21 protein-coding genes, 1 pseudogene and 1 riboswitch are annotated in these 24,069 nt (G+C 69.7%); of the genes and pseudogenes, 12 read left to right on the top strand and 10 right to left on the bottom strand.

The genetic code is table 11. The features are described from left to right. Positions 1–69 precede the first annotated feature (69 nt). The 5 genes from EDC82_RS07160 (at position 70) to EDC82_RS07140 (ending at position 4,057) form a co-directional block, all read left to right on the top strand. Positions 70–789, top strand: coding sequence for an MSMEG_4193 family putative phosphomutase (locus EDC82_RS07160; protein WP_131941032.1), 720 nt, complete (start codon positions 70–72; stop codon positions 787–789). Between the two features lie 10 nt (positions 790–799). Then, positions 800–1,327, top strand: coding sequence for a DUF3090 family protein (locus EDC82_RS07155; RefSeq protein ID WP_131941030.1), 528 nt, complete (start codon positions 800–802; stop codon positions 1,325–1,327). Then, entirely contained in the window at positions 1,324–2,145 is an 822-nt protein-coding gene (locus EDC82_RS07150; RefSeq protein WP_160126207.1) for an SCO1664 family protein, read from the top strand. Before EDC82_RS07155 ends, EDC82_RS07150 begins: the two co-directional genes overlap by 4 nt. A 71-nt stretch (positions 2,146–2,216) precedes the next feature. After that, positions 2,217–3,479, top strand: coding sequence for a cysteine--1-D-myo-inosityl 2-amino-2-deoxy-alpha-D-glucopyranoside ligase (gene mshC / locus EDC82_RS07145; protein WP_131941026.1), 1,263 nt, complete (start codon positions 2,217–2,219; stop codon positions 3,477–3,479). Then, positions 3,476–4,057 (top strand): hypothetical protein, encoded by a 582-nt coding sequence (locus EDC82_RS07140; protein ID WP_131941024.1) that lies wholly within the window; start codon positions 3,476–3,478, stop codon positions 4,055–4,057. Before mshC ends, EDC82_RS07140 begins: the two co-directional genes overlap by 4 nt. Here EDC82_RS07140 and EDC82_RS07135 read toward each other — a convergent pair. Then, on the bottom strand, positions 4,044–4,250 hold the full coding sequence (locus EDC82_RS07135) for a hypothetical protein (RefSeq protein WP_160126206.1): 207 nt from the start codon (positions 4,248–4,250) through the stop codon (positions 4,044–4,046). The two genes, EDC82_RS07140 and EDC82_RS07135, sit on opposite strands and share 14 nt — an antisense overlap. Then, positions 4,250–4,474, bottom strand: a complete 225-nt coding sequence (locus EDC82_RS07130; protein WP_131941019.1) for a hypothetical protein — start codon at positions 4,472–4,474, stop codon at positions 4,250–4,252. Before EDC82_RS07130 ends, EDC82_RS07135 begins: the two co-directional genes overlap by 1 nt. A gap of 295 nt (positions 4,475–4,769) precedes the next feature. Between EDC82_RS07130 and EDC82_RS07125 the strand changes: the two are divergent. Beyond that, a pseudogene (locus tag EDC82_RS07125) lies at positions 4,770–5,438 on the top strand (PLP-dependent aspartate aminotransferase family protein); the annotation flags it as partial. A gap of 28 nt (positions 5,439–5,466) precedes the next feature. Here the strand turns inward: EDC82_RS07125 and EDC82_RS14515 are convergent. The 3 genes from EDC82_RS14515 to EDC82_RS07115 all read right to left on the bottom strand — a co-directional run bounded on the left by EDC82_RS14515 (position 5,467) and on the right by EDC82_RS07115 (position 6,896). Then, complete coding sequence (locus EDC82_RS14515) at positions 5,467–5,616, bottom strand: hypothetical protein (RefSeq protein ID WP_160126205.1); 150 nt, start codon at positions 5,614–5,616, stop codon at positions 5,467–5,469. Further along, positions 5,613–5,822: a helix-turn-helix domain-containing protein gene (locus EDC82_RS07120; protein ID WP_235006152.1), complete on the bottom strand. Its 210-nt coding sequence runs from the start codon at positions 5,820–5,822 to the stop codon at positions 5,613–5,615. Before EDC82_RS07120 ends, EDC82_RS14515 begins: the two co-directional genes overlap by 4 nt. A gap of 195 nt (positions 5,823–6,017) precedes the next feature. Further along, positions 6,018–6,896, bottom strand: coding sequence for a proteasome assembly chaperone family protein (locus EDC82_RS07115; RefSeq protein ID WP_006947266.1), 879 nt, complete (start codon positions 6,894–6,896; stop codon positions 6,018–6,020). A 260-nt stretch (positions 6,897–7,156) separates the two neighbouring features. Between EDC82_RS07115 and metH the strand changes: the two genes are divergently transcribed. Further along, a complete protein-coding gene (gene metH / locus EDC82_RS07110; protein ID WP_050786620.1) occupies positions 7,157–10,849 on the top strand; it encodes a methionine synthase in 3,693 nt (1,230 codons plus the stop codon). 3 nt (positions 10,850–10,852) lie between these two features. Further along, positions 10,853–11,605: an HAD family phosphatase gene (locus EDC82_RS07105; protein ID WP_006947276.1), complete on the top strand. Its 753-nt coding sequence runs from the start codon at positions 10,853–10,855 to the stop codon at positions 11,603–11,605. 171 nt (positions 11,606–11,776) lie between these two features. Here the strand turns inward: EDC82_RS07105 and thiC are convergent, their stop codons facing one another. The 4 genes from thiC to EDC82_RS07085 form a co-directional block, all read right to left on the bottom strand. Next, positions 11,777–13,642: a phosphomethylpyrimidine synthase ThiC gene (gene thiC / locus EDC82_RS07100; RefSeq protein WP_006947230.1), complete on the bottom strand. Its 1,866-nt coding sequence runs from the start codon at positions 13,640–13,642 to the stop codon at positions 11,777–11,779. A gap of 89 nt (positions 13,643–13,731) precedes the next feature. Continuing rightward, positions 13,732–13,846, bottom strand: a riboswitch (TPP riboswitch). Between the two features lie 93 nt (positions 13,847–13,939). Further along, positions 13,940–14,650 carry a CE1759 family FMN reductase gene (locus EDC82_RS07095; RefSeq protein WP_006947233.1) on the bottom strand — a complete coding sequence of 237 codons (711 nt, stop codon included), beginning with the start codon at positions 14,648–14,650 and terminating at the stop codon, positions 13,940–13,942. A gap of 103 nt (positions 14,651–14,753) precedes the next feature. Next, positions 14,754–15,944: a CE1758 family FMN-dependent luciferase-like monooxygenase gene (locus tag EDC82_RS07090; protein ID WP_006947212.1), complete on the bottom strand. Its 1,191-nt coding sequence runs from the start codon at positions 15,942–15,944 to the stop codon at positions 14,754–14,756. Between the two features lie 292 nt (positions 15,945–16,236). Continuing rightward, the gene (locus EDC82_RS07085; RefSeq protein ID WP_006947250.1) at positions 16,237–17,082 is read right to left on the bottom strand and encodes a PD-(D/E)XK nuclease family protein; all 846 of its coding nucleotides are present in this window, start codon (positions 17,080–17,082) and stop codon (positions 16,237–16,239) included. Positions 17,083–17,131: 49 nt separating this feature from the next. Here EDC82_RS07085 and EDC82_RS07080 point away from each other — a divergent pair, with 49 nt between their 5' ends. From EDC82_RS07080 to arc, 3 genes are all read left to right on the top strand, one after another. Beyond that, positions 17,132–18,307, top strand: a complete 1,176-nt coding sequence (locus EDC82_RS07080; protein WP_006947279.1) for a site-2 protease family protein — start codon at positions 17,132–17,134, stop codon at positions 18,305–18,307. 11 nt (positions 18,308–18,318) lie between these two features. Then, entirely contained in the window at positions 18,319–19,527 is a 1,209-nt protein-coding gene (locus EDC82_RS07075) for a tRNA (adenine-N1)-methyltransferase (RefSeq protein ID WP_006947211.1), read from the top strand. A 210-nt stretch (positions 19,528–19,737) separates the two neighbouring features. Next, entirely contained in the window at positions 19,738–21,369 is a 1,632-nt protein-coding gene (arc, locus tag EDC82_RS07070; RefSeq protein WP_006947264.1) for a proteasome ATPase, read from the top strand. A gap of 148 nt (positions 21,370–21,517) precedes the next feature. Here arc and EDC82_RS07065 read toward each other — a convergent pair whose 3' ends face one another. Next, positions 21,518–21,874 carry a DUF3054 domain-containing protein gene (locus EDC82_RS07065; protein ID WP_006947215.1) on the bottom strand — a complete coding sequence of 119 codons (357 nt, stop codon included), beginning with the start codon at positions 21,872–21,874 and terminating at the stop codon, positions 21,518–21,520. 113 nt (positions 21,875–21,987) lie between these two features. Between EDC82_RS07065 and EDC82_RS07060 the strand changes: the two genes are divergently transcribed. Beyond that, the gene (locus tag EDC82_RS07060) at positions 21,988–24,000 is read left to right on the top strand and encodes an MFS transporter (RefSeq protein ID WP_074045328.1); all 2,013 of its coding nucleotides are present in this window, start codon (positions 21,988–21,990) and stop codon (positions 23,998–24,000) included. Positions 24,001–24,069 lie beyond the last annotated feature (69 nt).

The following is a 24,069-nucleotide window of genomic DNA, read 5'->3' as shown; positions in this document are numbered from 1 at the left end:
TGCGCTACCGCGCTGCCCGCGCCGTGGCGCGACACGGGTCATGGACGGCCGGGCCGGTAGCCTGGTCGCGTGGCCACCATCATCCTGCTGCGGCACGGGCGCACGAGCGCCAACGCCTCCGGCGTCCTCGCCGGTTGGAGCCCCGACGTCCATCTCGACGAGCTGGGGCGCACCCAGGCCGACGCCGCCGCCGCGGCGATCAGCGCCTGCTGCACGCCTGAGCGCATCGTCGCCTCGCCGCTCGTGCGCTGCCAGGAGACGGCGGACGCCCTGCGCGCGGCGAGCGGCGTCGCCGTCGAGACCGACGACACCGTCGGCGAGTGCCGCTACGGCGCCTGGACGGGGCGTAAGCTCAGCGACCTCGCCGGCGAGGAGCTGTGGAAGCAGGTGCAGGAACACCCGTCGCAGGTGACGTTCCCGCCGAGCCCGCAGTTCGAGCACGAGTCGATGCTCGCCATGCAGCGACGCGCCGTCGACGCTGTGCGCGCCCTCGCGCGCGAGCTGGACGAACGCAGCAGCGACGAGCAGGGCGGCTCGGGCGTGGGCGTCGTCGTCAGCCACGGGGACGTCATCAAGTCGATGCTGTCGGACGCGCTCGGTCAGCACCTCGACGACTTCCAGCGCATCGTCCTCGCGCCCGCGTCGATGAGCGTCATCCGCTTCGTCGGCAATCGCCCCTTCGTCCTCGCGATGAACGTGACCTCCGGTGGCCTCGGCGAGGCCGTCGGTCTGGCGCGCTCGACGAGCGCCGAATCCACCGTCGGTGGCGCCACCGGCGCGACGCAGTAGGCTCACGGACATGTCTGTAGTCGAGTTCAACCAGCCCGCGCGCTTCGTGGCGGGCACCGTCGGTGAGCCGGGCTCTCGCGAGTTCTACCTGCAGGTGCGTGACGCGCGCCGCGTCGAGGGCGTCGCCATCGAGAAGCAGCAGGTGGCTCTGCTCGCCGAGCGCCTGGAAGAGCTGCTCGACGAGGTCGGCGCCGACCGCGACGAGCCGGCCACCGCACCCGACAACGACCCGCTCGAACTGCCCGTCGACCCGCTGTTCCGCGTCGGCAGCATGAGCGTCAGCTGGAATCCGATGGAGCGCGTCTTCGCGCTCGAGTGCCACGACCTCGACGCCGAGGTGGACGAGGACGATGAGGGCGCCGCGATCACCGCCATCACGGGCCTGCGCGTCGTGCTCGCCCCGCCCGCCGCGCGCGAGTTCACGCGTCGTTCGCTCGCGCTCGTCGCGCAGGGCCGCCGTCCCTGCCCACTGTGCAACGAACCGCTCGACCCGCGCGGCCACGTCTGCCCCCGCGCGAACGGGTACCGACGCCGGTGAGCGAGACGCCCGACGTCACCTCCCGACCGCTCGAGCTCGGCGCGCCCGAACTGAGCGAGCTCGAGTGGCAGATCGAGGGTCGCCTCGTCGACGCCTCCAACGTCGTCGTGCGGTTGATGACGGCGACGGGGGAGCGCGCCGTGTTCAAACCCGTGCGCGGTGAGCAACCGTTGCGCGACTTCCGGTCGGAGACGCTCGCGCACCGCGAGGTCGCGACCTACCTCGTCGCCGCCGCGGCCGGCATGCGCTGCGTTCCGGAGACGACGTGGCACGTCGACCCGCAGCTCGGCGAGGGATCCCTGCAGCGCTGGGTCGGACCGCTCGAACCGGCCGAGCAGCACCAGGTGGCGTTGCTCGACGAGGACGAGCTGACTGACGACGTGCACGCGATCGCCGCGTTCGACACCGACGAGGGCCCCCTCGTGCTCGCTCACCACGACGGTGACCCACTACGCGACGTCGCGCTGCTGGACGTGCTGACGAACAACGCCGACCGCAAGGGTTCTCACCTCATCGAGGACACATCGGGCGGGGGAGACATGCAGCTCTACGCCATCGATCACGGCCTGACGTTCCACATCGACGACAAGCTGCGCACCGTCCTGTGGGGCTTCGCCGGTGAACCGTTGAGTGCGGCGCACGACGCGTCCCTCGCGGCGCTCCTGGCCGCGCGAGACGGGCTCGGCGCGCAGCTCAGCGCACACCTCGACGATGACGAGGTCGAGGCGTTCTTCGAGCGCGTGGCGGCGCTGCGCACCGCCGGCGTGTTTCCAGAGCCGCCGTCCGATCGCTACCCGCTGCCGTGGCCGCCGCTGTGAGAGCCCACGAGGGCCTCGCCGTGACGCGTCCGCCGGGCGGAGGCGTCGGTCGTACCCGTTAGGCTGAGGCGGTGAAATCCTGGTCTCGCCCTGCGCTCAACCCCGTCGCCTCCCCGGCTGGAGCCGACATCGACGTCCGCCTCTTCGACACGGCAGCCGGTGAGATCGTCCCGATCGATCTCGGCGAGCAGGCCGGGCTGTACGTCTGCGGCATCACGCCGTACGACGCGACGCACCTCGGCCACGCGGCCACCTACGTCACCTTCGACATCGCCCAGCGCGTCATGATCGACGCGGGCGCGCAGGTCACCTACGTGCAGAACGTCACCGACGTCGACGACCCACTGCTCGAGCGGGCCGCCCGCGACGACGTCGACTGGCGTGAGCTCGCGACGAGCGAGATCGAGCTGTTCCACGGCGACATGGAGGCCCTCGGTGTCATCCCGCCGCAGCACTACGTCGGCGTCGTCGAGTCGATGACCTTGCATTCGGCCAACGTCGCCCGGCTGCTCGAGCGCGGCCTCGCCTACACCGTCGACGTGCCCGCCGCCGAGAACGCCGCTGCCGGCGCGAAGGACGTCTACCTCGACCTCGCGCAGCAGCCGACGTTCGGTTCGGTCTCGCACTGGGACCGTGAGCAGATGATGGCCGTCTTCGCCGACCGCGGCGGCGACCCAGAGCGTGAGGGCAAGCGGGACGTCTTCGACCCGCTGCTGTGGCGCGCCGAGCGTGAGGGAGAGCCGGCGTGGGACGGCGGCCCCGGCGTCGGACGCGGCCGACCTGGCTGGCACATCGAGTGCACGTCGATCGCGCTCGAGCACCTCGGCAACGGTTTCACGCTGCAGGGCGGCGGCACCGACCTCATCTTCCCGCACCACGAGATGAGCGCCGTGCAGGCCGACGCGCTGACGGGGCAGCCGCCGTTCGCGCACCACTATGCCCACCAGGGCATGGTCGGCTACGACGGCGAGAAGATGAGCAAGAGCAAGGGCAACCTCGTCAAGGTGTCCGTGCTGCGCCGCGAGGGCGTCGACCCGATGGCGATCCGGCTCGTCCTGCTCGACCAGCACTACCGCACCGACTGGGAGTACACCGACGCGCGGCTCGACGCCGCGAAGGAGCGCCTCGCGACGTGGCGACGCGCCATCGAGGCGGATGGCGTCGACGCGACGCCCACGATCGAAGCGGTCCGCCGCGCCCTGCGCAGCGACCTCGACACGCCCGCCGCGCTCGCCGCGATCGACGCCTGGTGTGCAGCCGAGGGCGAAGAAGCCGTCGGCTCCGCACAGCAGATCCACGACGTCGTCGACGCCCTGCTCGGGGTCAAGCTGTGACCACGACGATCAGCCCGGCCAGCGCCGCGACGATGTTCGTCCTGCTCGAAGGCCCGAGCGACGTCGCGGCCGTCGCGGCCCTCATGGAGCGTGACGGGCTCGCGAGCCCGAACGTCGAACTCGTCAACCTGCAGGGCGCGACGAACGTCGGCCGTGTCCTCGGCGAGATCCGGCAGATCCGATCCGACGCCGACGTCGTCGGGCTCTGCGACGCCGCCGACACCCGCGCGGCCGAGAAGGCGCTCGCCGACGACGGGCTGCCCGTGCTCGACGCGAGCGACCTGCCCGTCTATGGCTTCTTCGTCTGCGAACCCGACCTCGAGGGGGAACTGATCCGCGCGCTCGGCGCCGAGCGCGCGAAGGCCGCCATCGAGGGCGCGGGTCTCGGCAGCAAGTTCGATGCGCTGCGCACACAGGCCGCGTGGGCCGACGAACCGCTCGCGGATCAGCTGCGCCGGTTCGCGCGCGCCGCGTCCGGTCGCAAGGAGAACGCGGCCGCTGTGCTCGCCGCGGCGCTCGGCGCCGACGAGGTGCCCGAGCCGCTCGCGATGCTGCTCGACCGGATCAGGTACGCCTGAGCGCAGCTGCCTCCGGGTGCCCTTCGAGCGCGGTCATGACGTCGACGCGTCGAAAGCCCAGCGCGGCTTTGGGCGCGAGGATGGCGGTGTTCGTCTCGGCGCAGTAGGTCTGGACCGATTGCGTCGCGCTCGCCTGCGGAAGTGACTGCAGGTGCTCGAGATTGACGACCTTGAGTGCCCGCGACGCCCGCATCACGGCAGGGAACGGTCGACGAGCGTGTCGTCCTGCAACGCCATCTGCGGGGCGTCGCTCGCCAGCAGGATCTGCGTGTACCCGGCCGGCCGGCCGTCGAGCCAGGCGAGGGTGCGCACGAGGAGATACCCCTCCTCGGCGTGACGCTCGTCCTCGCGGCGGCGGGCGTCGCCGTCACGCTTGCCAGGGCGGGTGAGGCCGCCGAGCGGGACGTCGTCGGCCATCTGAGCGGCCAGCGCGTCCCAGTGCGGCGCGAGGTCGGCGGCGGGGGAGCCCGACGAACGAGGTGAACGTCAGGCGTTCGCTGATGGCGCGTTCGGCGCGCAGCGCGGCGTGTCGACCGGCAGTGCGCGCAGCAGCCGTTCCTCGCGGGTGGCGCGCCTCGAGGCCGTGAGCCTCGGCGAACCGGACGCCGCCGTCGTCGTACATTTCGCACTGCAGCGTGACGTCGGGGCCCAGCACGTCGAGCACCGCCGCGGCGAGGGCCGAACCGAAACCGCGTCGTCGGGTGGCGTGGGCGTCGTGCGCGCCGCGGGCGACGTGCCCGTCATGGTCGACAACACGTTCGCCACGCCCGTGCTGCAGCAGCCGCTCGCGCTCGGTGCGACGTTGAGCGTGCATTCGGCGACGAAGTTCATGGGTGGTCACGGCGACCTCATGGGCGGCGTCGTCGCGTGTGACGAGGCGTGGGCGCCGCGGCTGCGTCAGGTGCGCGCCATCACGGGGGCGCTGTTGTCGCCCTCGAACGCGTACGGGTTGCACCGTGGGCTGCAGACGCTGCCGATTCGGGTCAAGGCGCAGCAGGAAGGCGCGCGCGCCGTCGCCGAGTGGCTGCTGACGCGCGGCGAGGTGGACGCCGTCATGTGGTCGGGGTTGCCGCAGTTCGACGTCGACGGCATCGCGGCCCGTCAGATGGCCGGGCCCGGTTCGGTGCTCGCGTTCGGCATGGCCGACGGTTTCGATGCGGCCGCCGTCGTGACGTCGGCCTGCCGCCTCATCGTGCACGCCGTCTCGCTCGGGGGAGTCGACACGCTCATCCAGCACCCGGCAGCCCTGACGCACCGTCCCGTGGAGGGGGACGCGAAGCCGTCACAGTCGGTGCTGCGCCTGTCCGTGGGCCTCGAAGACCCCGCCGACCTCATCGCCGACCTCAGCCAGGCCTTCGACGCGGTGCATCAGCGCGGTTGAGCGTGTATCGCTGGGCTACCGGTGGCGGTCACCGCGCTGCGGTGGCCGCCATCGTCCGGGCCGGATGACGCGTGACGCGGCTCAGGTCCTGCACACGCCTGGCGTCAAACCCGATCTCGTCGAGGTCTTCAGCGGCACCCAGCGCCGCCGTCTGCGCGCGATCTGCGCGCGGGCTCATGCGCCGACGCCCCCGCGGGGTTCAGCACGCAGCTCCAGACCCAGCGCGTCGAGGACGGCCGTGAGCTTGTCGAGTCGCACCGTGGCCTTGTTCTGCTCGAGCGAGCAGACGAAGCGTTCGGAGACATTAGCCAGTTCGGCAAGCTCCATCTGGCCGAGGCCGAGGCTGCGCCGCCTCGCTCGCACGTCCTGAACAGGCTCATGCACCCTTCATCGGAACGATCGTGCCGTCAGAGCACTCGTCCTAGGCCGATTCGACCCGAAGCGACACGATCGTTCCGCTTTGGGGTTGAACACACTGCTCGCGCCAACACCAGCACGATCCGACGAGGACCCCTGCTGCCGTCGTCGCGAGAAACTCGGCACGATCATGCCGCTCACGCCAGCCGTTCCGACGGCCCGTCAGACCGTGTCGCCCCCAGGGCCCTGCTCCCCGCGGCGGCTGTCGCCGTCCCGCCGGCGCAGGAACTGCTCGAACTGTTCGGCGATCGCATCGCCGGAGGCCTCGGGCAGTTCGGTGACGTCCATCGAGTGCTCGAGCGTGTCGACGTAGGAGGTCATGTCGCCGTCCTGCGCGACGAGTTCGCTGACGCCACGCTCCCAGGCCCGCGCCTGCTCCTCGAGATCGCCCTCGGGCAGCGCGACGTCGAGCAGTCTCGACAACCCCTGCACCATCGTCCACGTCACCTTCGGCTGCGGGCTGCCCAGCGCGTACTGCGGCATGACGACCCACTGCGCGATCGTCGTCACATCCGAGCGCCCGAGCGCATCGATGAGAATGCCGACGATGCCCGCCGGGCCGACGTACGTCGGCGTCTTCGCGTCATACGCCTCACGCGTCGCCGGCTGCGGCGACGTCAGCGTGACAGGCAGCGGCCGCGTGTGCGGCGTGTCCCCACCGAGCGCACCGCACACCACGACGCGCGCCGGCTCGCTCGCATGGATGGCGTCGAGCAGTTCGGCGAGAAACGCCTTCCACCGGAACGACGGCTCGATGCCCTTGACGATGAGCACGTCGCCCACGGCGTCGAGTCGCGTGTGGAAGATCTCCGTCGTGCGCCAGATGACGCGGCGCTCGCCGTCGACGACGTCGATGCGCGGTTGGTTGACCTGGAAGTCGTAGTAGTCCTCCGGGTCGACGTCGGCCCACAGGCGCGCGCCGGTGGCCTTGACGAGGTGATCCATCGCGTCGAACGCGGCGCCGGTGACGTCGTTCCAGCCCTGGAAGGCGACGAGGACGGTCGGTGGGGTCGACGTGGTGAGGTCGAAGTGACGACGCACAGCGTGTCTCCTTCTGCAGGTCGTGAGAGTGGATCGGGCGCGCGGCGACGATGCGGCGAGGGCCTGACATTCCAGTATGCGGCCAACGGCGTGCACGCTCCAAGGCGGGGCGACGCCGCTCGATAGCATGATGCGACATCCACCCGCCCTCGAAGGGACGTCACGTGAGCAGCCGCTCCAAGGCAACCGACCCGACCACGACCGACCACGACGCCCGCCGCGACGCAGGCGGGGATCGCAGCGAGGAGCTGGCCGCGCTCATGCGTGAGCGAATCCTCGTCATGGACGGCGCGATGGGCACGATGATCCAGCGGCACGGGTTGAGTGAGGACGACTACCGCGGTGAGCGATTCGCCGACTGGCCGAGCGACCTCAAGGGCAACAACGACCTGCTGTCACTGACGCAGCCCGACATCATCGAGGGCATCCACCGCGAGTACCTCGAGGCCGGCGCTGACATCGTCGAGACGAACACGTTCAACGCGCAGCGCATCTCATTGGCTGATTACGACATGTCCGAGTTCGCGTACGAATTCAACGTCGAATCCGCGAAACTCGCTCGCACTGCTGCCGATTCGGTGACCACCGGGGCGCGTCCGAGGTTCGTGGCCGGCGCGATCGGCCCGACGAACCGCACGGCGTCGATCTCACCGGACGTCAACGACCCGGGCGCGCGCAACGTCAGCTTCGACGACCTCGTCGGCGCCTACCTCGAGCAGGCCCGCGGCCTGGCCGACGGCGGCGTCGACCTCATGCTCATCGAGACGATCTTTGACACGCTCAACGCGAAGGCCGCGATCTTCGCGCTGGAGCAGCTGTTCGAGGAACGCGGGCGGCGCTGGCCCGTCATCATCTCCGGCACGATCACCGACGCCTCCGGCCGCACCCTGTCGGGGCAGACGGGCGAGGCGTTCTGGAACTCGGTGCGTCACGCGCGCCCGCTCGCCGTCGGACTCAACTGCGCGCTCGGCGCCGACGAGATGCGCCCCTACGTCGCCGACCTCTCGCGCATCGCCGACTGTTTCGTCTCCTGCTACCCGAACGCTGGCCTGCCCAACGCGTTCGGCGAGTACGACGAGACACCCGAGGCGATGACGCAGACCGTCGCCGCATTCGCGGGCGACGGCCTCGTCAACCTCGTCGGCGGATGCTGCGGCACCTCGCCCGATCACATCGGGGCGATCGCCGACGCGGTCGCCGCCACGGCCCCGCGCAGCGTGCCCGACGTCGCGCCCGCCCTGCGCCTGTCCGGGCTCGAGCCGTTCACCGTCGACGAGGATTCGCTGTTCGTCAACGTCGGTGAGCGCACGAACATCACCGGTTCGGCGCGCTTCCGCAAGCTCATCAAGGACGGCGACTACGCGACGGCGCTGTCCGTCGCCCGTCAGCAGGTCGAGAACGGCGCGCAGATCATCGACGTCAACATGGACGAGGGCATGATCGACGGCGTCGCCGCGATGGATCGCTTCTGCAAGCTCATCGCCTCCGAACCCGACATCTGCCGCGTCCCGGTCATGGTCGACTCCTCGAAGTGGGAGGTCATCGAGGCCGGGCTGAAGTGCATCCAGGGCAAGTCGATCGTCAACTCGATCTCGATGAAGGAGGGCGTCGAACCGTTCATCGAGCACGCCCGGCTGTGCAAGCGCTACGGCGCGGCGATCGTCGTCATGGCGTTCGACGAGGACGGCCAGGCCGACACCCTCGAGCGGCGCAAGACGATCACGAAGCGGGCCTACGACATCCTCACCGGCCCCGACGTCGACTTCCCGGCCGAGGACATCATCTTCGACCCGAACATCTTCGCGATCGGCACGGGCATCGAGGAGCACGCCAACTACGGCGTCGACTTCATCGAGGGCACGCGATGGATCAAGGCGAACCTGCCCGGCGCCCTCGTCAGCGGCGGCGTGTCGAACGTGTCGTTCAGCTTCCGCGGCAACAACCCGGTGCGCGAGGCGATCCACGCCGTCTTCCTCTACCACGCGGTCGCCGCGGGGATGGACATGGGCATCGTCAACGCCGGCGCGCTCGTCGTCTACGACGAGATCGACCCCGAACTGCGCGAGCTGATCGAGGACGTCGTCCTCAACCGGCGCGCCGACGCGACCGAGCGGCTGCTCGAGGCCGCCGAACAGTACAACTCGAGCGGTGAGCAGGCGGAAGCGAAGACGGAACAGTGGCGCGAACTGCCGGTGCGCGAACGCATCACGCATGCGCTCGTCAAGGGCATCGACGACCACGTCGAAGCCGACACCGAGCAGATGCGCGCCGAGCTGGAGGCCGAGGGCAAGCGTCCGCTCGAGGTGATCGAGGGCCCGCTCATGGACGGCATGGGCGTCGTCGGTGACCTGTTCGGCGCCGGCAAGATGTTCCTGCCGCAGGTCGTGAAGTCGGCGCGCGTCATGAAGAAGGCCGTCGCCTACCTCATCCCGTTCATCGAGGCGGAGAAGGAAGCGAGCGGCGTCACGAGCAAGCAGACGAACGGCACCGTCGTGCTCGCCACCGTCAAGGGCGACGTGCACGACATCGGCAAGAACATCGTCGGCGTCGTGCTGCAGTGCAACAACTACGAGGTGATCGACCTCGGCGTCATGGTCGCTCCGCAGAAGATCCTCGACGCTGCGCGCGAGCACGACGCCGACATCATCGGGCTGTCGGGCCTCATCACGCCGTCGCTCGACGAGATGGTGCACCTGGCCTCTGAGATGCAGCGTCAGGGCTTCACTCAGCCGCTGCTCATCGGCGGCGCGACGACGTCGCGTGCGCACACGGCCGTCAAGATCGACGGGCGCTACGACGAGCCCGTCGTGTGGGTGAAGGACGCCTCGCGCTCGGTTCCGGTCGTCGCTGCGCTGTTGTCGACGGGGGAGCGACGCGAGGCGTTGCTCGCCGACGTCGTCGCCGACTACGACGCGTTGCGCGCCCGACACGCGGCCAAGCGCGACGAGCGTCCGTTGCTGACGCTCGACGAGGCGCGGGCCAACGTCACCGAGATGGACTGGGCTGCAGGCGTTCCCGACGCTCCGGCCCTTGCCGTCGACGGCGCCCCCGTGACGAGGGTGTTCACCGACTACCCGGTGAGCGAGCTGCGTGAGTACATCGACTGGCAGCCGTTCTTCGCCGCCTGGGAGATGAAGGGGCGCTTCCCCGACATCCTGAGCAACCCCGCGCAGGGCGAGGCGGCGCGCAAGCTGTACGACGACGCGCAGACGATGCTCGACCGCATCAGTGACGAGGGCTGGTTGCACCCGGCGGGTGTCATCGGGTTCTGGCCGGCGCAGGCCGACGGTGACGACACCGTGCTGTTCGGCGACGCGTCGCGTTCGGCCGAGGTGGCGCGCCTGCACCACCTGCGTCAGCAGGGCACGCACCGTGACGGCGTGCCGAACCGCTCGCTCGCCGACTTCGTCGCCCCTACGGGTGCGGCCGACGACTGGGTCGGTGCGTTCGCCGTGACGGCTGGGACGGAGCTGCCGGAGCGGATCCGCGCGTTCAAGGACGACCTCGACGACTACTCGGCGATCCTGCTCGAGGCCCTCGCCGACCGCCTCGCGGAGGCGTTCGCCGAGCGGCTGCACGAGCGTGTGCGTCGCGAGTTCTGGGGTTACGAGGCAGGGGAGAAGCTGTCGAACGACGAACTCATCAGGGAGCGCTACCAGGGCATCCGTCCCGCGCCCGGCTACCCGGCGTGCCCCGAGCACACCGAGAAGGACACGCTGTTCGACCTGCTCGACGTGACCGCGTCGATCGGGGTCGAACTGACCGAGTCGCGCGCGATGTGGCCCGGCGCGTCCGTGAGCGGGTGGTACTTCGCGCATCCGCAGGCGCAGTACTTCGTCGTCGGGCGGATCGGGCGCGATCAGGTCGCCGACTACGCTGAGCGCAAGGGATGGACGATGGCCGAGGCCGAGCGCCACCTGGCCCCCAACCTCGGATACGACCCGGAGGACTGACGCGTGAACCCGACGCCGCACCTGAACCATCTCGACGCCCGCCTCGACGCGCTCGACTCATCGGCGTCCTCGCGCGCGGCGCATGGTTCGCATGCCCCCCGCGCGATCCTGTGGGACATGGATGGCACCGTCATCGACACCGAGCCGTACTGGATGGAGGCCGAGCGCGGCCTGATCGAGTCGTACGGGGCGTCGTGGAGCGAGGAGCAGGCGTTCCAGCTCGTCGGCAACGCGCTGCCCGTCACGGGTCGGATGATCAAGGATCAGACGGGTATTCCGTTGACGCCGGACGAGATCGTCGACATCCTGCTCGAGCAGGTCATCGAGAAGCTGAAGCAGCACGTGCCGTGGCGCCCCGGCGCGCAGGAGCTGCTGCTCGCCGCCCACGAGGCGGGGATGCCGTGCGCGCTCGTCACGATGTCGTACGAGTCGTTCGCGCGGGTGCTCGTCGACGCGCTGCCGGCCGGGACGTTCGAGGTCGTCGTCACCGGTGACATGGTGAGCGCGGGCAAACCGGACCCGGAGGCGTACGTGCGGGCCGCGGCAGAGCTGGGCCTGCGCCCGGATCAGTGCGTCGCGATCGAGGATTCGGCGACGGGCGTGCGCTCGGCCGTCGCGGCCGGCGTCCCCACGCTCGCCGTGCCGCATCTCGTCGAGATTCCGCAGCTCGACGGCCTCGTCGTCGTCCCCGACCTCGCCGCCGTCAGCCTCGACGACCTGCCGCGTCTGGCGGAGCAAGCTCGCGCGACGCGCTGATGCTCGAGCCGGCCCGGCAGGCCGTGGCACAGGCGAATGTGACCGAAAATCGCAGATGGGTACGCCGTTCGCGAATGTGGACGTAGATCGCAGATGGGGCGGGCACGGACGGAGACAAGAGTCGGTGAGGGGCGGAGTCGAGTTGCTCCACCCCTCACCGTTGCGAACCCGTCAGTCCTGGGGCGTGGGGGTTGCCAGGGCGTGGGCGGTGTCGGGGTCGACGTAGACGCTGCGCCCGAGCTCGACGAACGTCTTCGACATCTGCTGCATGCCCTCGCGCGCCTCGCTCTCGCTGACGACGCGCTGCTGGGCGCCGGCGTCGCCGAAGCGGTCGCGCACGTCCTGGCTGATGCGCATCGAGCAGAACTTCGGCCCGCACATCGAGCAGAAGTGTGCTGTCTTCGCCGCCTCGGCGGGCAGCGATTCGTCGTGGAACTCGCGCGCGGTGTCGGGGTCGAGCGACAGGTTGAACTGGTCGTTCCAACGGAACTCGAAGCGCGCCTTGCTCAACGCGTCGTCCCACGCTCGCGCGCCGGGGTGGCGCTTCGCGACGTCCGCGGCGTGCGCCGCGAGCTTGTACGTGATGACGCCGGTCTTGACGTCATCACGGTTCGGCAGGCCGAGGTGCTCCTTCGGCGTGACGTAGCACAGCATCGCGGTGCCACCCATCGCGATCGTCGTCGCGCCGATGGCGGAAGTGATGTGGTCGTAGCCGGGTGCGACGTCGGTGACGAGCGGGCCGAGCGTGTAGAACGGCGCGCCGTCACACCACTCCTGCTGCAGGCGCACGTTCTCCTCGACGAGGTCGAGCGGCACGTGCCCGGGGCCCTCGACCATGACCTGGACGTCGAACTGCCATGCCCGCTTCGTCAGCTCGGCGAGGGTGCGCAGCTCGGAAAGCTGCGCCTCGTCGTTGGCGTCGGCGGTACAGCCAGGGCGCAGGCCGTCACCGAGGGAGAAGGCGACGTCGTAGCGGGCGAAGATCTCGCACAGCTCGTCGAAGTGGGTGTAGAGGAAGTTCTCCTCGTGGTGCGCGAGACACCAGCCGGCCATGATCGAGCCGCCGCGGCTGACGATGCCCGTGATGCGCTCGGCCGTCATCGGCACGTAGCGCAGCAGCACGCCGGCGTGGATCGTCATGTAGTCGACGCCCTGCTCGCACTGCTCGATGACGGTGTCGCGGAAGATCTCCCACGTCAGCTTGTCGGCCTCACCGTTGACCTTCTCGAGGGCCTGGTAGATCGGCACGGTGCCGATCGGGACGGGGGAGTTGCGGAGGATCCACTCGCGCGTTGTGTGGATGTCGTCACCGGTCGACAGGTCCATGACGGTGTCGGCGCCCCACGTCGTCGCCCACGTCAGCTTGTCGACCTCCTCGGCGATCGACGACGTCACGGCCGAGTTTCCGATGTTCGCGTTGACCTTGACGAGGAAGCGACGCCCGATGATCATCGGCTCGCTCTCCGGGTGGTTGACGTTGGCGGGGATGATCGCGCGTCCGGCGGCGACCTCGTCGCGCACGAGTTCGAGGGCGCAGTTCTCGCGGGCGGCGACGAATCGCATCTCGGGGGTGATCAATCCCTTACGGGCGTAGTGCATCTGGGTGACGACGGCGCCGTCCTTCGAGCGCAGCGGTGCGCGACGTTCGCCGCGCCACTCGTGGCTCGCCTCACCGCGTCGGACGGCCGAGCGGCCGTCGTCGAGCAGGGTGCGCTCTCGGCCGGCGTACGTCTCGACGTCGTCGCGCTCGGCGATCCACTCGGCGCGCAACGGCGGCAGCCCGACCTCGGGGTCACTGCCCGGGCCGGAGGTGTCGTACAGCTCGACGGGAGCGTTGGCCGCGCCGGTGCCGGGGGAGTTGTCGAGGATGACCTCGGTGTAGGGCACGCGCAGGCCGTCCGCGTCTCGGTACTGCTTGCGGCGAGCGTCCGATCCGTCAGCGGGGGTGGTTGCGCGCCTCTGAACCGCGGCCGACGCCGGCGACGTGGCTGCTCGGTCGGTGGTGGCCGCGAGGTCGCGGGCGTTGAACGTCGTCATGATGGTGCCTCCTTCGGATCGGACGAAGGCACGGCAAGACCCCACGCAGCAGGCGTCGACGAACGTCGGCACCGAACGGAGGATGAGCGACCATGAGGTCTCCTTGGCTGCCTGCGCCGGCATGATCCGGGTCAGGTCGGGTAGCGGTCGGAGCAGTATCAGCTCCCTCTCAGCCCTGTTCTCAGGACTCCCACGAAGGACGCTTCCGACTATGGCACATCCCGGCAGACGAACGTGACGAAGGGGTCCGTCAGGTTCGTGACGAACCTGACGGACCCCTCCGGTCACGAGTCGTGCTCAGCGGCGCAACATCTCTTCCATCGTCGGCACCGCGACGAACGGATCGCGCGCCCGATTGCGCGTCTCGGCAAGCGTACGAACCGATTTCGACGATGTTCTCGGCGCTTCCCCATCCTTGGACACGCGCGCGCCAGAACCGCCGTTCACCACCACGTCTGCTCCGCCGAGCACGCGCTCTAGCTGCTGCGTCAACTCACCGGCGGCCTCGCTCGCCCGCGCTTCCAGGCCTCGCCCGGCCCAGTCGTCGGGCGCGGCGTAGACCGCCGTCGGCATGACGAGCGCCTTCATGTACGCGAACAGCGGTCGCAAGGCGGTGTCCGTCACCAGTGAGTGTCGGGCGGAACCGCCCGTCGCGCCGACGATGACGGGCACGCCGCTCAGCACGCCGCCCGCAGTCGCATCCCAGAACGACTTGAACAAGCCCGTGAAGCTCGCCTTGTACGTCGGCGTCACCGCGACCACGGCGTCGGCCGCGCCCAGCACCTCGTAGGCGTCCGCGAGCGCCGGGGGAGCGAACCCCGTCAACGACGCCGTCGTGATGTCGTGCGCCAGCGCCCGCAGGTCGATCCGCTCGACGACGACCTCGCTGCCCTGCTCCCGCGCACTCTCGACAACCGCGTCGCTCAGCAGCTGGGCGAGACGATGCGTCGACGATTCCTCACTCAACCCGCCGCTGATCACGGCGAGGCGTGCCGTCCAGTTCATCATCGTGTTCTCCTTCGTCTCGTTGCTCTGAGTTTGGGCGTAACGCCGCCGCCGGCGTCGCCCGCCCGGCCCGGTCAGCCGAGTTGTCGACGAACCGGGCTGATGCTCAACGGTCTTCGGCGCGCGTTCCCGTCACGTCGTCGGTCTTCGGAGCACGCGGCACACCTGTCTCGACGCCGCCCATCTGACCGGCGTCAGCCGAGGGCGTGTCGGTCGCCTGGGCAGCGCGCGCAGCCAGCAGGCTGGCATGCGTCGGGGCATCAGGCACGCCGGCGGCGCGTCGGATGTCCATCTCGGCGCGCAGCTGCGGCACGACCTTCGTGCCGAGCAGCTCGATCTGGTGCATGACCTCGGCGTGCGGCAGCCCGGCGTGGTCGATGAGGAACAGCTGACGCTGGTAGTCACCGACGTAGTCGCGGAAGCCGAGCGTGGCCTCGACGACCTCGTCCGGCGTGCCGACCGTCAGCGGCGTCTGACGCGTGTAGTCCTCCAACGAACCCGCCCCGCCGTAGACCGGCGCGTGATCGAAGTAGGGGCGGAACGTCTCCATCGCCTTCGCCTTCGACTCGGCCATGAACACCTGCCCACCGAGGCCGACGATCGCGTCCTGCGCCCGGCCGTGACCGTAGTGCTCGAAGCGTTCCCGGTAGAACTGCACCATCTGCGCAGCGTGCTGCGGCGGCCAGAAGATGTGGTTGTGGAAGAAACCGTCACCGTAGTAGGCGGCCTGCTCCGCGATCTCGGGGCTGCGGATCGAGCCGTGCCAGACGAACGGCGCGATGTCGTCGAGCGGGCGCGGCGTCGAGGTGAAACCCTGCAGCGGTGTGCGGAACTTGCCCTCCCACGTCACGTTCTCTTCGTTCCACAGGCGGCGCAGCAGCGCGTAGTTCTCGATGGCGAGCGGGATGCCGTCGCGGATGTCCTTGCCGAACCACGGGTAGACCGGGCCGGTGTTGCCACGCCCCAGCATGAGGTCGACGCGGCCGCCGGCGAGATGCTGCGCGTAGGCGTAGTCCTCGGCGATGCGCACCGGGTCCGTCGTCGTGATGAGCGTCGTCGACGTCGACAGGATGATGTTCTTCGTCACCACCGCGAGGTTCGCCATCAGCACGGCCGGGTTGGCCGGTGCGACGAACGGCGGGTTGTGGTGCTGGCCGGTGGCGAAGACGTCGAGGCCCACCTCGTCGGCGAGCTTCGCCATCTCGACGGTGTTCGCGATGCGCTCGTGCTCGCTGACGGTGCGCCCTGTCGTCGGGTTCGTCGTGACGTCACCGACGGTGAAGATGCCGAACTGCATGAGGGCCTCCCTTGGTCCATGCATTCATGTAGTTGAAAATGCAACTACTTGCGGAACGGGACGGCGCGGCCGGTTATTCCAGCTGCGCGCGCGGTGACCCTGGCCCTGCGCGGCCCAACTGCGATCCCCGTACCCATCTGCGATCTTCGTCTTATTCAATGGACGTTGGTGAATGAGCGGTTGTCGTCAGCCTCGCCGCGGAGGCGGGCGCGGTGCAGGAGGCGATAGATGCCCGCAACGCGTCACTCGGACGGTGGCTGCCGCTTCGACGACCGGCCCGAACGGTCATCCTTCAGTCGCCATCGACGTCTCCGAGGTCGCCGGTGGTGCGGGGACCGAGCGCGAGACGCGCCGCGTGCTCGGGCAGCGGCGGGGGAGTGCCGCCCCATTCCGGGCACAGCGCCTTGTGATCGCACCACGAGCACAAGCGCGACTTCTTGGGCCGCCAGTCACCCGTCCGAGCGCAGCGCTCGATCGCGCGCCACAGCGCCTTGAGCTTGCGTTCGAGCGCGAGCAAGTCGGCCTCGTCGGGTTGATAACGCAAGAACTGACTGTTGCCCAGGTAGACGAGTTGCAGCATGAGCGGCATGACGCCCCGCGTGCGCCAGATGACGAGCGCGTAGAACTTCATCTGGAACAACGCCTTGTTCTCGAAGAGCTCCGACGGCGCCCGTCCCGTCTTGTAGTCGACGACGCGGATCTGCCCGCCGGGAGCGACGTCGAGGCGGTCGATGTACCCGCGCAGCGTGAGCCCGTCGAGGTCGGCCTCGACGTAGAGCTCGCGCTCGGCGGGTTCGAGGAACTGCGGGTTCTCCATCGCGAACCACTTCTCGACGAGCTTCTCCGCATCACGCAGCCACGTCGCGAGATCGTGCGGTGTGCTGCCCGCGAGTTCGGCCAGCTCCGGTTCGTCGGTGAGCATGTCCTCCCAGGCATGGGGGACGAGGTCGAGCGCCCGCTCGAGCGTGCGTTTCGGGGCGTCGACGTCGAAGATGCGCTCGAGCACCGAATGGACGAGCGTCCCCCGCGACGCCGCCGCACTCGGCGACTCCGGCAGCTTGTCGATGACGCGGAAGCGATAGAGCAGGGGACACTGCATGAAGTCGGAGGCGCGCGACGGAGACAACGAAGCGGGCATCCGAGAAGTCTAATCATCCCGGCGCACGAGGCCCACATAGTCTTGGGGCATGCCCCAGCCCACACCCGGCCTCAAGATCGCCTCACTGCGCGGCGTCCCCGTCTACATCGGACGCACGTGGCCGATCATCGCCGTCATCATCGTCGCGATCTTCGGCCCGCAGGTCGCCTCGCTTCACCCCGAATGGGGTTTCGGCGCGTACGTCGTCGGCATCGGGTACGCGTTGTTGCTGCTGCTCAGCGTGCTCGTCCACGAGGCGGCGCACGCCCTCGTCGCACAGGCTTGCCACTACCGCGTCACGCATATCGTCGCCGACCTCATGGGCGGCCACACGAGCTACGACACCCCCGACGCGACGCCCGGACGCAGCGCGCTCGTCGCCGCCGTCGGGCCGCTGTCGAACGCGGTGCTCGCGGTGATCGGCTTCCTCGGCCACCGCGCGAGTGACGGCGACGGCGCCGTGCCGCTGCTGCTCGGGGCGTTCGCGTGGAGCAACGCGTTCGTCGCGGCGTTCAACGCGTTGCCCGGTCTGCCGCTCGATGGTGGGTTCCTCGTCGACGCGCTCGTGTGGAAGCTGACGGGCAACCGCGCCACGGGCATGAAGGCCGCCGGCTGGTGCGGACGCATCGTCGCCATCGGCGTGGCCGCGTGGGCCGTGCTCGGGTTCGTACGCGCGCCCGGCTCGCTGTGGAGCCTCGTGTGGCTGCTGTTCATCGCCTCGTTCCTCTGGCGCGGCGCGAGCGTCGCCGTCAACGTCGGCATCAACCGCGAGTTCCTCGGCGGCATCCGAGTCGCCGACGTCATCCGCCCCGCCGTCGCCGTCCCCGCGAGCACGCCCGTCGCGGCACTGCCGGAGACGGGCGACACGATCGTCCTCATCGACGCAGACGGCGCCGCCAGCGCCCTCGTCGCGCCCGGTGCGCACGTGCGGGTGCCCGTGGATCAGCGCCCGCACGTGCCCGCGAGCGCCCTCGGCGAGGCCCTGCTGCCGCATGCGGGCGCCGTCATCTCCTCACCGCAGGACGACGTGATGGCGATCCTGCCCGCGTTCGAGGGCGATCCGACGCCGGGTGTCGTCACCGTCAGCATGCCGGTGGAAGGGCAGCCCGCAGCTGCCGACGACCCGGTCGCGCTGCGACTGGTCGGCATCGCGACGCTCGCCGACCTCGAGCGTGCGATGCAGCGTCACGCGCACGAGAGCGGCACCATGCCGCGGGGCGCCTAGACTTGCTCCCCATGAGCGAGAGCGATCAGACCCCCGCCCCGTCGACCGGCGCCGAGTACCGCCGCGGCCCCTTCCGGGAGGGCGAGCGCATCCAGCTCACCGACCCCAAGGGGCGCATGCACACGATCACGCTGACGCCCGGCAAGCAGTTCCACACCCACCGCGGTCACATCAAGCACGACGACCTCATCGGTTCGCCCGATGCGGTGACGGTGACGAACACGGCGGGCGTCGAGTACCTCGCGGTGCGTCCGCTGCTGAGCGACTACGTCATGTCGATGCCGCGCGGCGCGGCCGTCGTCTATCCGAAGGACGCCGGGCAGATCGTCACGATGGCCGACATCTTCCCCGGCGCACGCGTCGTCGAAGCGGGCGTCGGTTCGGGTGCGTTGTCGATGTCGCTGCTGCGCGCCGTCGGTGAGGACGGGCGCCTGTACTCGTTCGAGCGTCGCGAGGACTTCGCCGCCATCGCCGCGGGCAACGCGCGCGAGTTCTTCGGCGTCGACCACCCGGCGTGGAGCATCACCGTCGGCGACCTGGTCGAGGCGCTGCCGCAGACCGTCGAGTCGGGCACGATCGACCGCGTCGTGCTCGACATGCTCGCGCCCTGGGAGTGCCTCGACGTCGTTCACGAGGCGCTCGCGCCCGGCGGCGTGCTCATCTGTTACGTCGCGACGGCGACGCAGTTGTCGCGCGTCGCCGAGGCCGCGCGCGATCACGGCGGCTTCACCGAGCCGAACGCGTGGGAGAGCCTCGTGCGCGGCTGGCACCTCGAAGGCCTCGCGGTGCGCCCCGAGCACCGCATGCACGCCCACACCGGCTTCCTCATCTCCACGCGCCGCCTCGCCGACGGCGTCGCCGCGCCGCTCGTCAAGCGCCGCCCTGCCAAGGGTGCCTACGGTGACGACGGCGCTCCCGCCAGCGCCCCGGAGCCCACGCCCGACGACGCGTGGACACCCGAAGCCGTCGGCGAACGCCCCGTCTCCGACAAGAAGATGCGCAAGCTCGTGCGCTCGTTCGAGAACACCCCGACGGCACAGGCGCTCGCGGGCGATGACACCGCACGCGCCCCTGAGTCGGCGGCGCCGGCGGGCTCTGACGACGCTTCGGTGGCGCAGGCGAGCGCCGGCTCGGCCGCCGACGCGGAGACGTCCGTCGCTGCTGAACCGGACGCTGCCGCAGAGAACGCCGAGGCGCCCGTCGCAACCGATCAGGACTGACGCGAGGGTCGTCTCAGACGTCGTCATCGAGGCACCAGCCAGCCATCAGCGCCTCGTCGAACGAGCACGATCCACTTGGGTCGTGCTCGTTCGTCGTCGCGGGTGTGCGCAGGTCGATAGGGTGGAACGAGTGGCTGCTCGGGCCGCGCTTCGGTGCGCACGAGGAGCCGGACGGCTCTGACGAGCACCCCGAAGGCGAAGGAAACGGTGATGAGTGGCCCGAAGTTCGACCCGACGGACCGGACGTCGTCCTCGAACGACACGTCATCAGGCGCGACGTCGCCCGCCGACGTCCTGCGGCTGCGTTCGCAGTTGACGACGGTGTCGTCGCAGAACGAGCGTCTCGTGCGCACGCTCAAGGATGCGCGCGACCAGATCGCGTCGATGAAGGGTGAGATCGAACGTCTCGCGCAGCCGCCGAACAACTACGCCACCGTCATCGCGGCGCATGACGACGGCAGCGCCGACATCTTCTACATGGGCCGAAAGATGCTCGTGTCGTTCTCGCCCGCGATCACGATCGAGGAGCTCGTGCCCGGCCAGGAGGTCATGGTCAACGAGGCCATGAACATCGTCAGGGTCGTCGGGTTCGAGCGCGCCGGCGAGACCGTCACGCTCAAGGAGACGCTCGAGGACGGCCGCCTGCTCGTCGCGACGGGCAACGACGAGGAACGTGTCGTCCGCACCGCCGGGCCGCTCGCGGACGTGACGGTGCGTCCCGGCGACACGCTGCTCATGGAGGCCAAGAGCGGTTTCGTGCTCGAACGGCTGACGCGCGCGGAGGTCTCCGACCTCGGGCTCGAGGAGGTGCCCGACATCGACTACTCCGACATCGGGGGTCTCGCCGGGCAGATCGAGACGATCCGCGACTCCGTCGAGTTGCCGTTCCTGCACGCCGATCTGTACGCCGAGCACCACCTGCGTCCACCGAAGGGCGTGCTGCTCTATGGCCCGCCTGGGTGTGGAAAGACGTTGGTGGCCAAGGCGGTTGCCGCGTCGCTCGCGAAGCAGGTCGCGGCGAAGCAGGGCAACTCGGACGCGACGAGCTACTTCCTCAACATCAAGGGCCCGGAGCTGCTCAACAAGTACGTCGGCGAGACGGAGCGTCACATCCGCGTGCTGTTCCAGCGCGCGCGTGAGGTCGCGAGTTCGGGCACGCCGGTCGTCGTGTTCTTCGACGAGATGGAGTCACTGTTCCGCATCCGTGGCGCCGGCGTCAGCTCGGACGTCGAGACGACGATAGTGCCGCAGCTGCTCGCCGAGATCGACGGCGTCGAGAGCCTCGAGAACGTCATCGTCATCGGCGCGAGCAACCGCGAGGACATGATCGACCCGGCCGTCCTGCGCCCGGGGCGCCTCGACGTCAAGATCCGCATCGAACGCCCCGACGAGGTCGCCGGGCGCGACATCTTCGGCAAGTATCTGACGCCGGCCCTGCCGTTCCACGCCGACGAGATCGCCGCGCACGACGGCGATCCGTCGAAGGTTGCGGCGTCGCTCATCGACATCGCTGCGGGGGAGTTGTATGCCCGCGACGACGCGCACGCCTACCTCGAGGCGACGTACGCGGACGGTTCGCGCGAGGTGCTGTACTTCGCCGACTTCGCGAGCGGCGCGATGATCCAGAACATCGTCGACCGCGCGAAGAAGGCCGCGATCAAGGCCCTCATCACTTCCGAGGAGCGCGGTATTCGCGCGGAGCACGTGCGTCAGGCGTGCCGTGACGAGTTCCGCGAGAACGAGGATCTGCCCGGCACGAGTAACCCCGACGACTGGGCCCGCGTGTCCGGCCGCCGCGGTGAGCGCATCGTCAACATCCGCACGCTCGCGGACAAGAACTGACTGACGCGTCGCCACGGGTCAGTCCCGCAGCACCTCGACGAGCCGCGCGACGCCGCGTTCCAGTTCGGCTTCGTCCGGCGTCCGGCGCCATGCGGGCGAGGACGCGAGGTGCCGTATCGCTGCGGCGATTCCCGAACGGGGAGCCGGATCAGGCGCGACGACGTTCCAGCACGCGCGCGACGAGACGCCAGCCGAGCATGCACGCGCCGTTGAACGCCAGCGCGACGATGACGAACGCGACGGCCGTGCCGTGCCCGGAGACCTGACGCAGGATCATTCCGACGATGACCGTCGTCAGCCACACGATCACTCCCGACGTCAGCGAGCGCCCCGGCAATCGCTTCATGACGACAAGGACGATCCACCCGACGATCGCTCCCACGACGAACGGCCACGCCGTCGTCACGATGCCGGTGAGGGCGTCGGCCTCGCCGTGGTTGCGCCGTCCGACGGCGGCGAAGACGAGGACGACGAGCAGGTCGAGAAGCGGCGCGAGAGCAAGCATGACCCCACCGTATCCGCCGATCTTGCCCGGGTTTCGCAGCGCAGACGCCGCGGAACCCGGACAACATCGACTATATTTATTGTCAATTCAATAGTCGTCGCCCGAGGAGCTTCGTGCCCAGCCGTCACTCACCCGCCCACGCCGAGCCCTCGGCCCGCTCCGGTGCGGGCTCGTCGCGTCAGAGCCTGATCGCCGCCGTCTTGTGCATCGCCGGCACCGTCGTCGCGCTGCAGCAGACGCTCGTCATCCCGCTCATCCCCGAGTGGCCGACGCTGCTGCACACGAGCGCCGACAACACCTCATGGCTCGTCACCGCGACGCTGCTCGCGGGTGCCGTCGCGACGCCCATCCTGGCGCGCCTGGCGGACATGGTCGGCAAGAAGAAGATCATGCTCGTGTCGCTGGCTTTCGTCATCGTCGGCTCGGTCATCGGTGGTATCGGCTCGGGGCTCGGCGCGCTCGTCGTCGCGCGCACGTTCCAGGGCGTGGGCGCGTCGATGATCCCGATCGGCATCAGCATCCTGCGCGACGAGCTGCCACGCGAGAAGGTGGGCGGCGCCGTCGCGACGATGAGCGCGACCCTCGGCATCGGCTCCGCGATCGGGTTGCCGCTCGCCGGTTTCCTCGTCGAGCACTTCTCCTGGCACATGGTGTTCTGGGTGTCGGTCGTCTCCGCGAGCCTCATGTTCGCGGCCGTCGCGCTCGTCGTGCCCGAATCGAAGGTCACCTCGCGCGGACGCTTCGACCTCGTCGGCGCCGTGCTGCTGTCGGCGGCGCTGCTGTGCCTGCTCGTGCCCATCACCAAGGGCGGGCAGTGGGGTTGGGGGAGCGAGCGCGTCCTGCTCCTGTTCGCCGCGAGCATCGCGCTGTTCGCCGTCTGGGCGCCGTACGAACTGCGTCACAACTCGCCGATGGTCGATCTGCGCACCTCGGCGCGACGCCCCGTGCTGCTGACGAACGCCGCGAGCCTGCTCGTCGGCTTCGCCATGTACGCCAACATGATGACGACGACCCAGCAGCTGCAGATGCCCGAAATCACCGGGTACGGCTTCGGCATGTCCGTCATCGCCGCGGGCGTCGCGATGCTGCCCGGTGGCCTCGCGATGGTCGTGCTGTCGCCCGCGAGCGCCGCCGTCACGAAGCGCTTCGGCGCCCGCACGACACTGCTCGCCGGCGCGCTCGGCCTTGCCGCGTCGTACACGCTGCGCGTCTTCCTCACCGGCGCGGTGTGGCAGGTCGTGCTCGGCGCCACGCTGTGCAGCGCCGCGACAGCGTTCGCGTACGCCGCGATGCCGACACTCATCATGCGGTCGGTGCCGCTGACGGAGACCGCGTCCGCGAACGGCCTCAACACGCTGCTGCGCTCGATCGGCACGTCGACGTCGTCCGCCGCCGTCGCGGCGATCCTGACGAACATGGCGATGCACGTCGACGGGCACGACCTGCCGAAGCTCGCCGCGTTCAAGGCCGTCTTCGTCATGGCCGCCATCGCGGCGCTCGCCTCCGCCATCGTCGCTGCGTTCGTGCCGACGGCGCAGCCCGCGTCCGCAAGCGCGCCGAGCGCCACCCCCGCGACGCATCCCGCCCCGGCGAGCGCCGACAAGGACGCCGTGCGTGGTGGCGACAGCCGCGAGATCGTCGCGACCGGAACGCTCGTCGGCCTCGACGGCCACCCCGTACGCCGCGGCGTCGTGACGGCGCTCGCCAGCGACGGCGCGCACCTCGACTGGGGGCGCGTCGACGACGACGGGTGCTACCGCCTCGCCTTGCCCGGCGCGGGACGCTACGTACTCGTCGCCTCCGCCGAGGGCTGGGCCACACGCTCGCGGATCGTCGAGGTCACGGGCCCCGGTCTGCCGCAGTTGAGCCTCGTCGACCCGCTGCAGCTCACGGGCGTCGTGCGGCGCAGCAACGGTTCGCCGGCCGCGCAGGTGCCGGTGACGCTCATCAAGCACTCGGGCGAGTACCACGCCGACACGCTCACCGACGGCGAGGGCCGCTACGTCATGCCGCTGCCGCCGGGCGGGCGCTACGTCGTCGCCGCTCTCGATGCCGAGCACGACGCGACAGCCGCCGCGAGCGTCACCGTGTTGACCGAACCGGTGAGCGCCGACATCACCCTCTGACCCGCCGATGTTGCCCGCGATTTCGGGCGCGGGCACTCGGAATCCCGGGCAACATCACTAGGGTGGCGC

Source organism: Dermacoccus sp. SAI-028 (genome assembly GCF_004346775.1).
Taxonomy (GTDB): domain Bacteria; phylum Actinomycetota; class Actinomycetes; order Actinomycetales; family Dermatophilaceae; genus Dermacoccus; species Dermacoccus nishinomiyaensis.
The sequence above is the reverse complement of the archived record's forward strand: the minus strand, read 5'-3'. Positions and strand labels throughout refer to the sequence as shown.

Bases quoted from the DNA above. Each gene is read 5' to 3' on its own strand.
- EDC82_RS07130 (WP_131941019.1), bottom strand. From the start codon at position 4,474: ATGGCCGACGACGTCCCGCTCGGCGGCCTCACCCGCCCTGGCAAGCGT.
- EDC82_RS07095 (WP_006947233.1), bottom strand. From the start codon at position 14,650: ATGATGAACTGGACGGCACGCCTCGCCGTGATCAGCGGCGGGTTGAGT.
- metH (WP_050786620.1), top strand. From the start codon at position 7,157: ATGCGTGAGCGAATCCTCGTCATGGACGGCGCGATGGGCACGATGATC.
- EDC82_RS07090 (WP_006947212.1), bottom strand. From the start codon at position 15,944: ATGCAGTTCGGCATCTTCACCGTCGGTGACGTCACGACGAACCCGACG.
- thiC (WP_006947230.1), bottom strand. From the start codon at position 13,642: ATGACGACGTTCAACGCCCGCGACCTCGCGGCCACCACCGACCGAGCA.
- EDC82_RS07075 (WP_006947211.1), top strand. From the start codon at position 18,319: ATGAGCGAGAGCGATCAGACCCCCGCCCCGTCGACCGGCGCCGAGTAC.
- EDC82_RS07085 (WP_006947250.1), bottom strand. From the start codon at position 17,082: ATGCCCGCTTCGTTGTCTCCGTCGCGCGCCTCCGACTTCATGCAGTGT.
- EDC82_RS07155 (WP_131941030.1), top strand. From the start codon at position 800: ATGTCTGTAGTCGAGTTCAACCAGCCCGCGCGCTTCGTGGCGGGCACC.
- EDC82_RS14515 (WP_160126205.1), bottom strand. From the start codon at position 5,616: ATGAGCCCGCGCGCAGATCGCGCGCAGACGGCGGCGCTGGGTGCCGCT.
- EDC82_RS07065 (WP_006947215.1), bottom strand. From the start codon at position 21,874: ATGCTTGCTCTCGCGCCGCTTCTCGACCTGCTCGTCGTCCTCGTCTTC.
- arc (WP_006947264.1), top strand. From the start codon at position 19,738: ATGAGTGGCCCGAAGTTCGACCCGACGGACCGGACGTCGTCCTCGAAC.
- EDC82_RS07080 (WP_006947279.1), top strand. From the start codon at position 17,132: ATGCCCCAGCCCACACCCGGCCTCAAGATCGCCTCACTGCGCGGCGTC.
- EDC82_RS07135 (WP_160126206.1), bottom strand. From the start codon at position 4,250: ATGCGGGCGTCGCGGGCACTCAAGGTCGTCAATCTCGAGCACCTGCAG.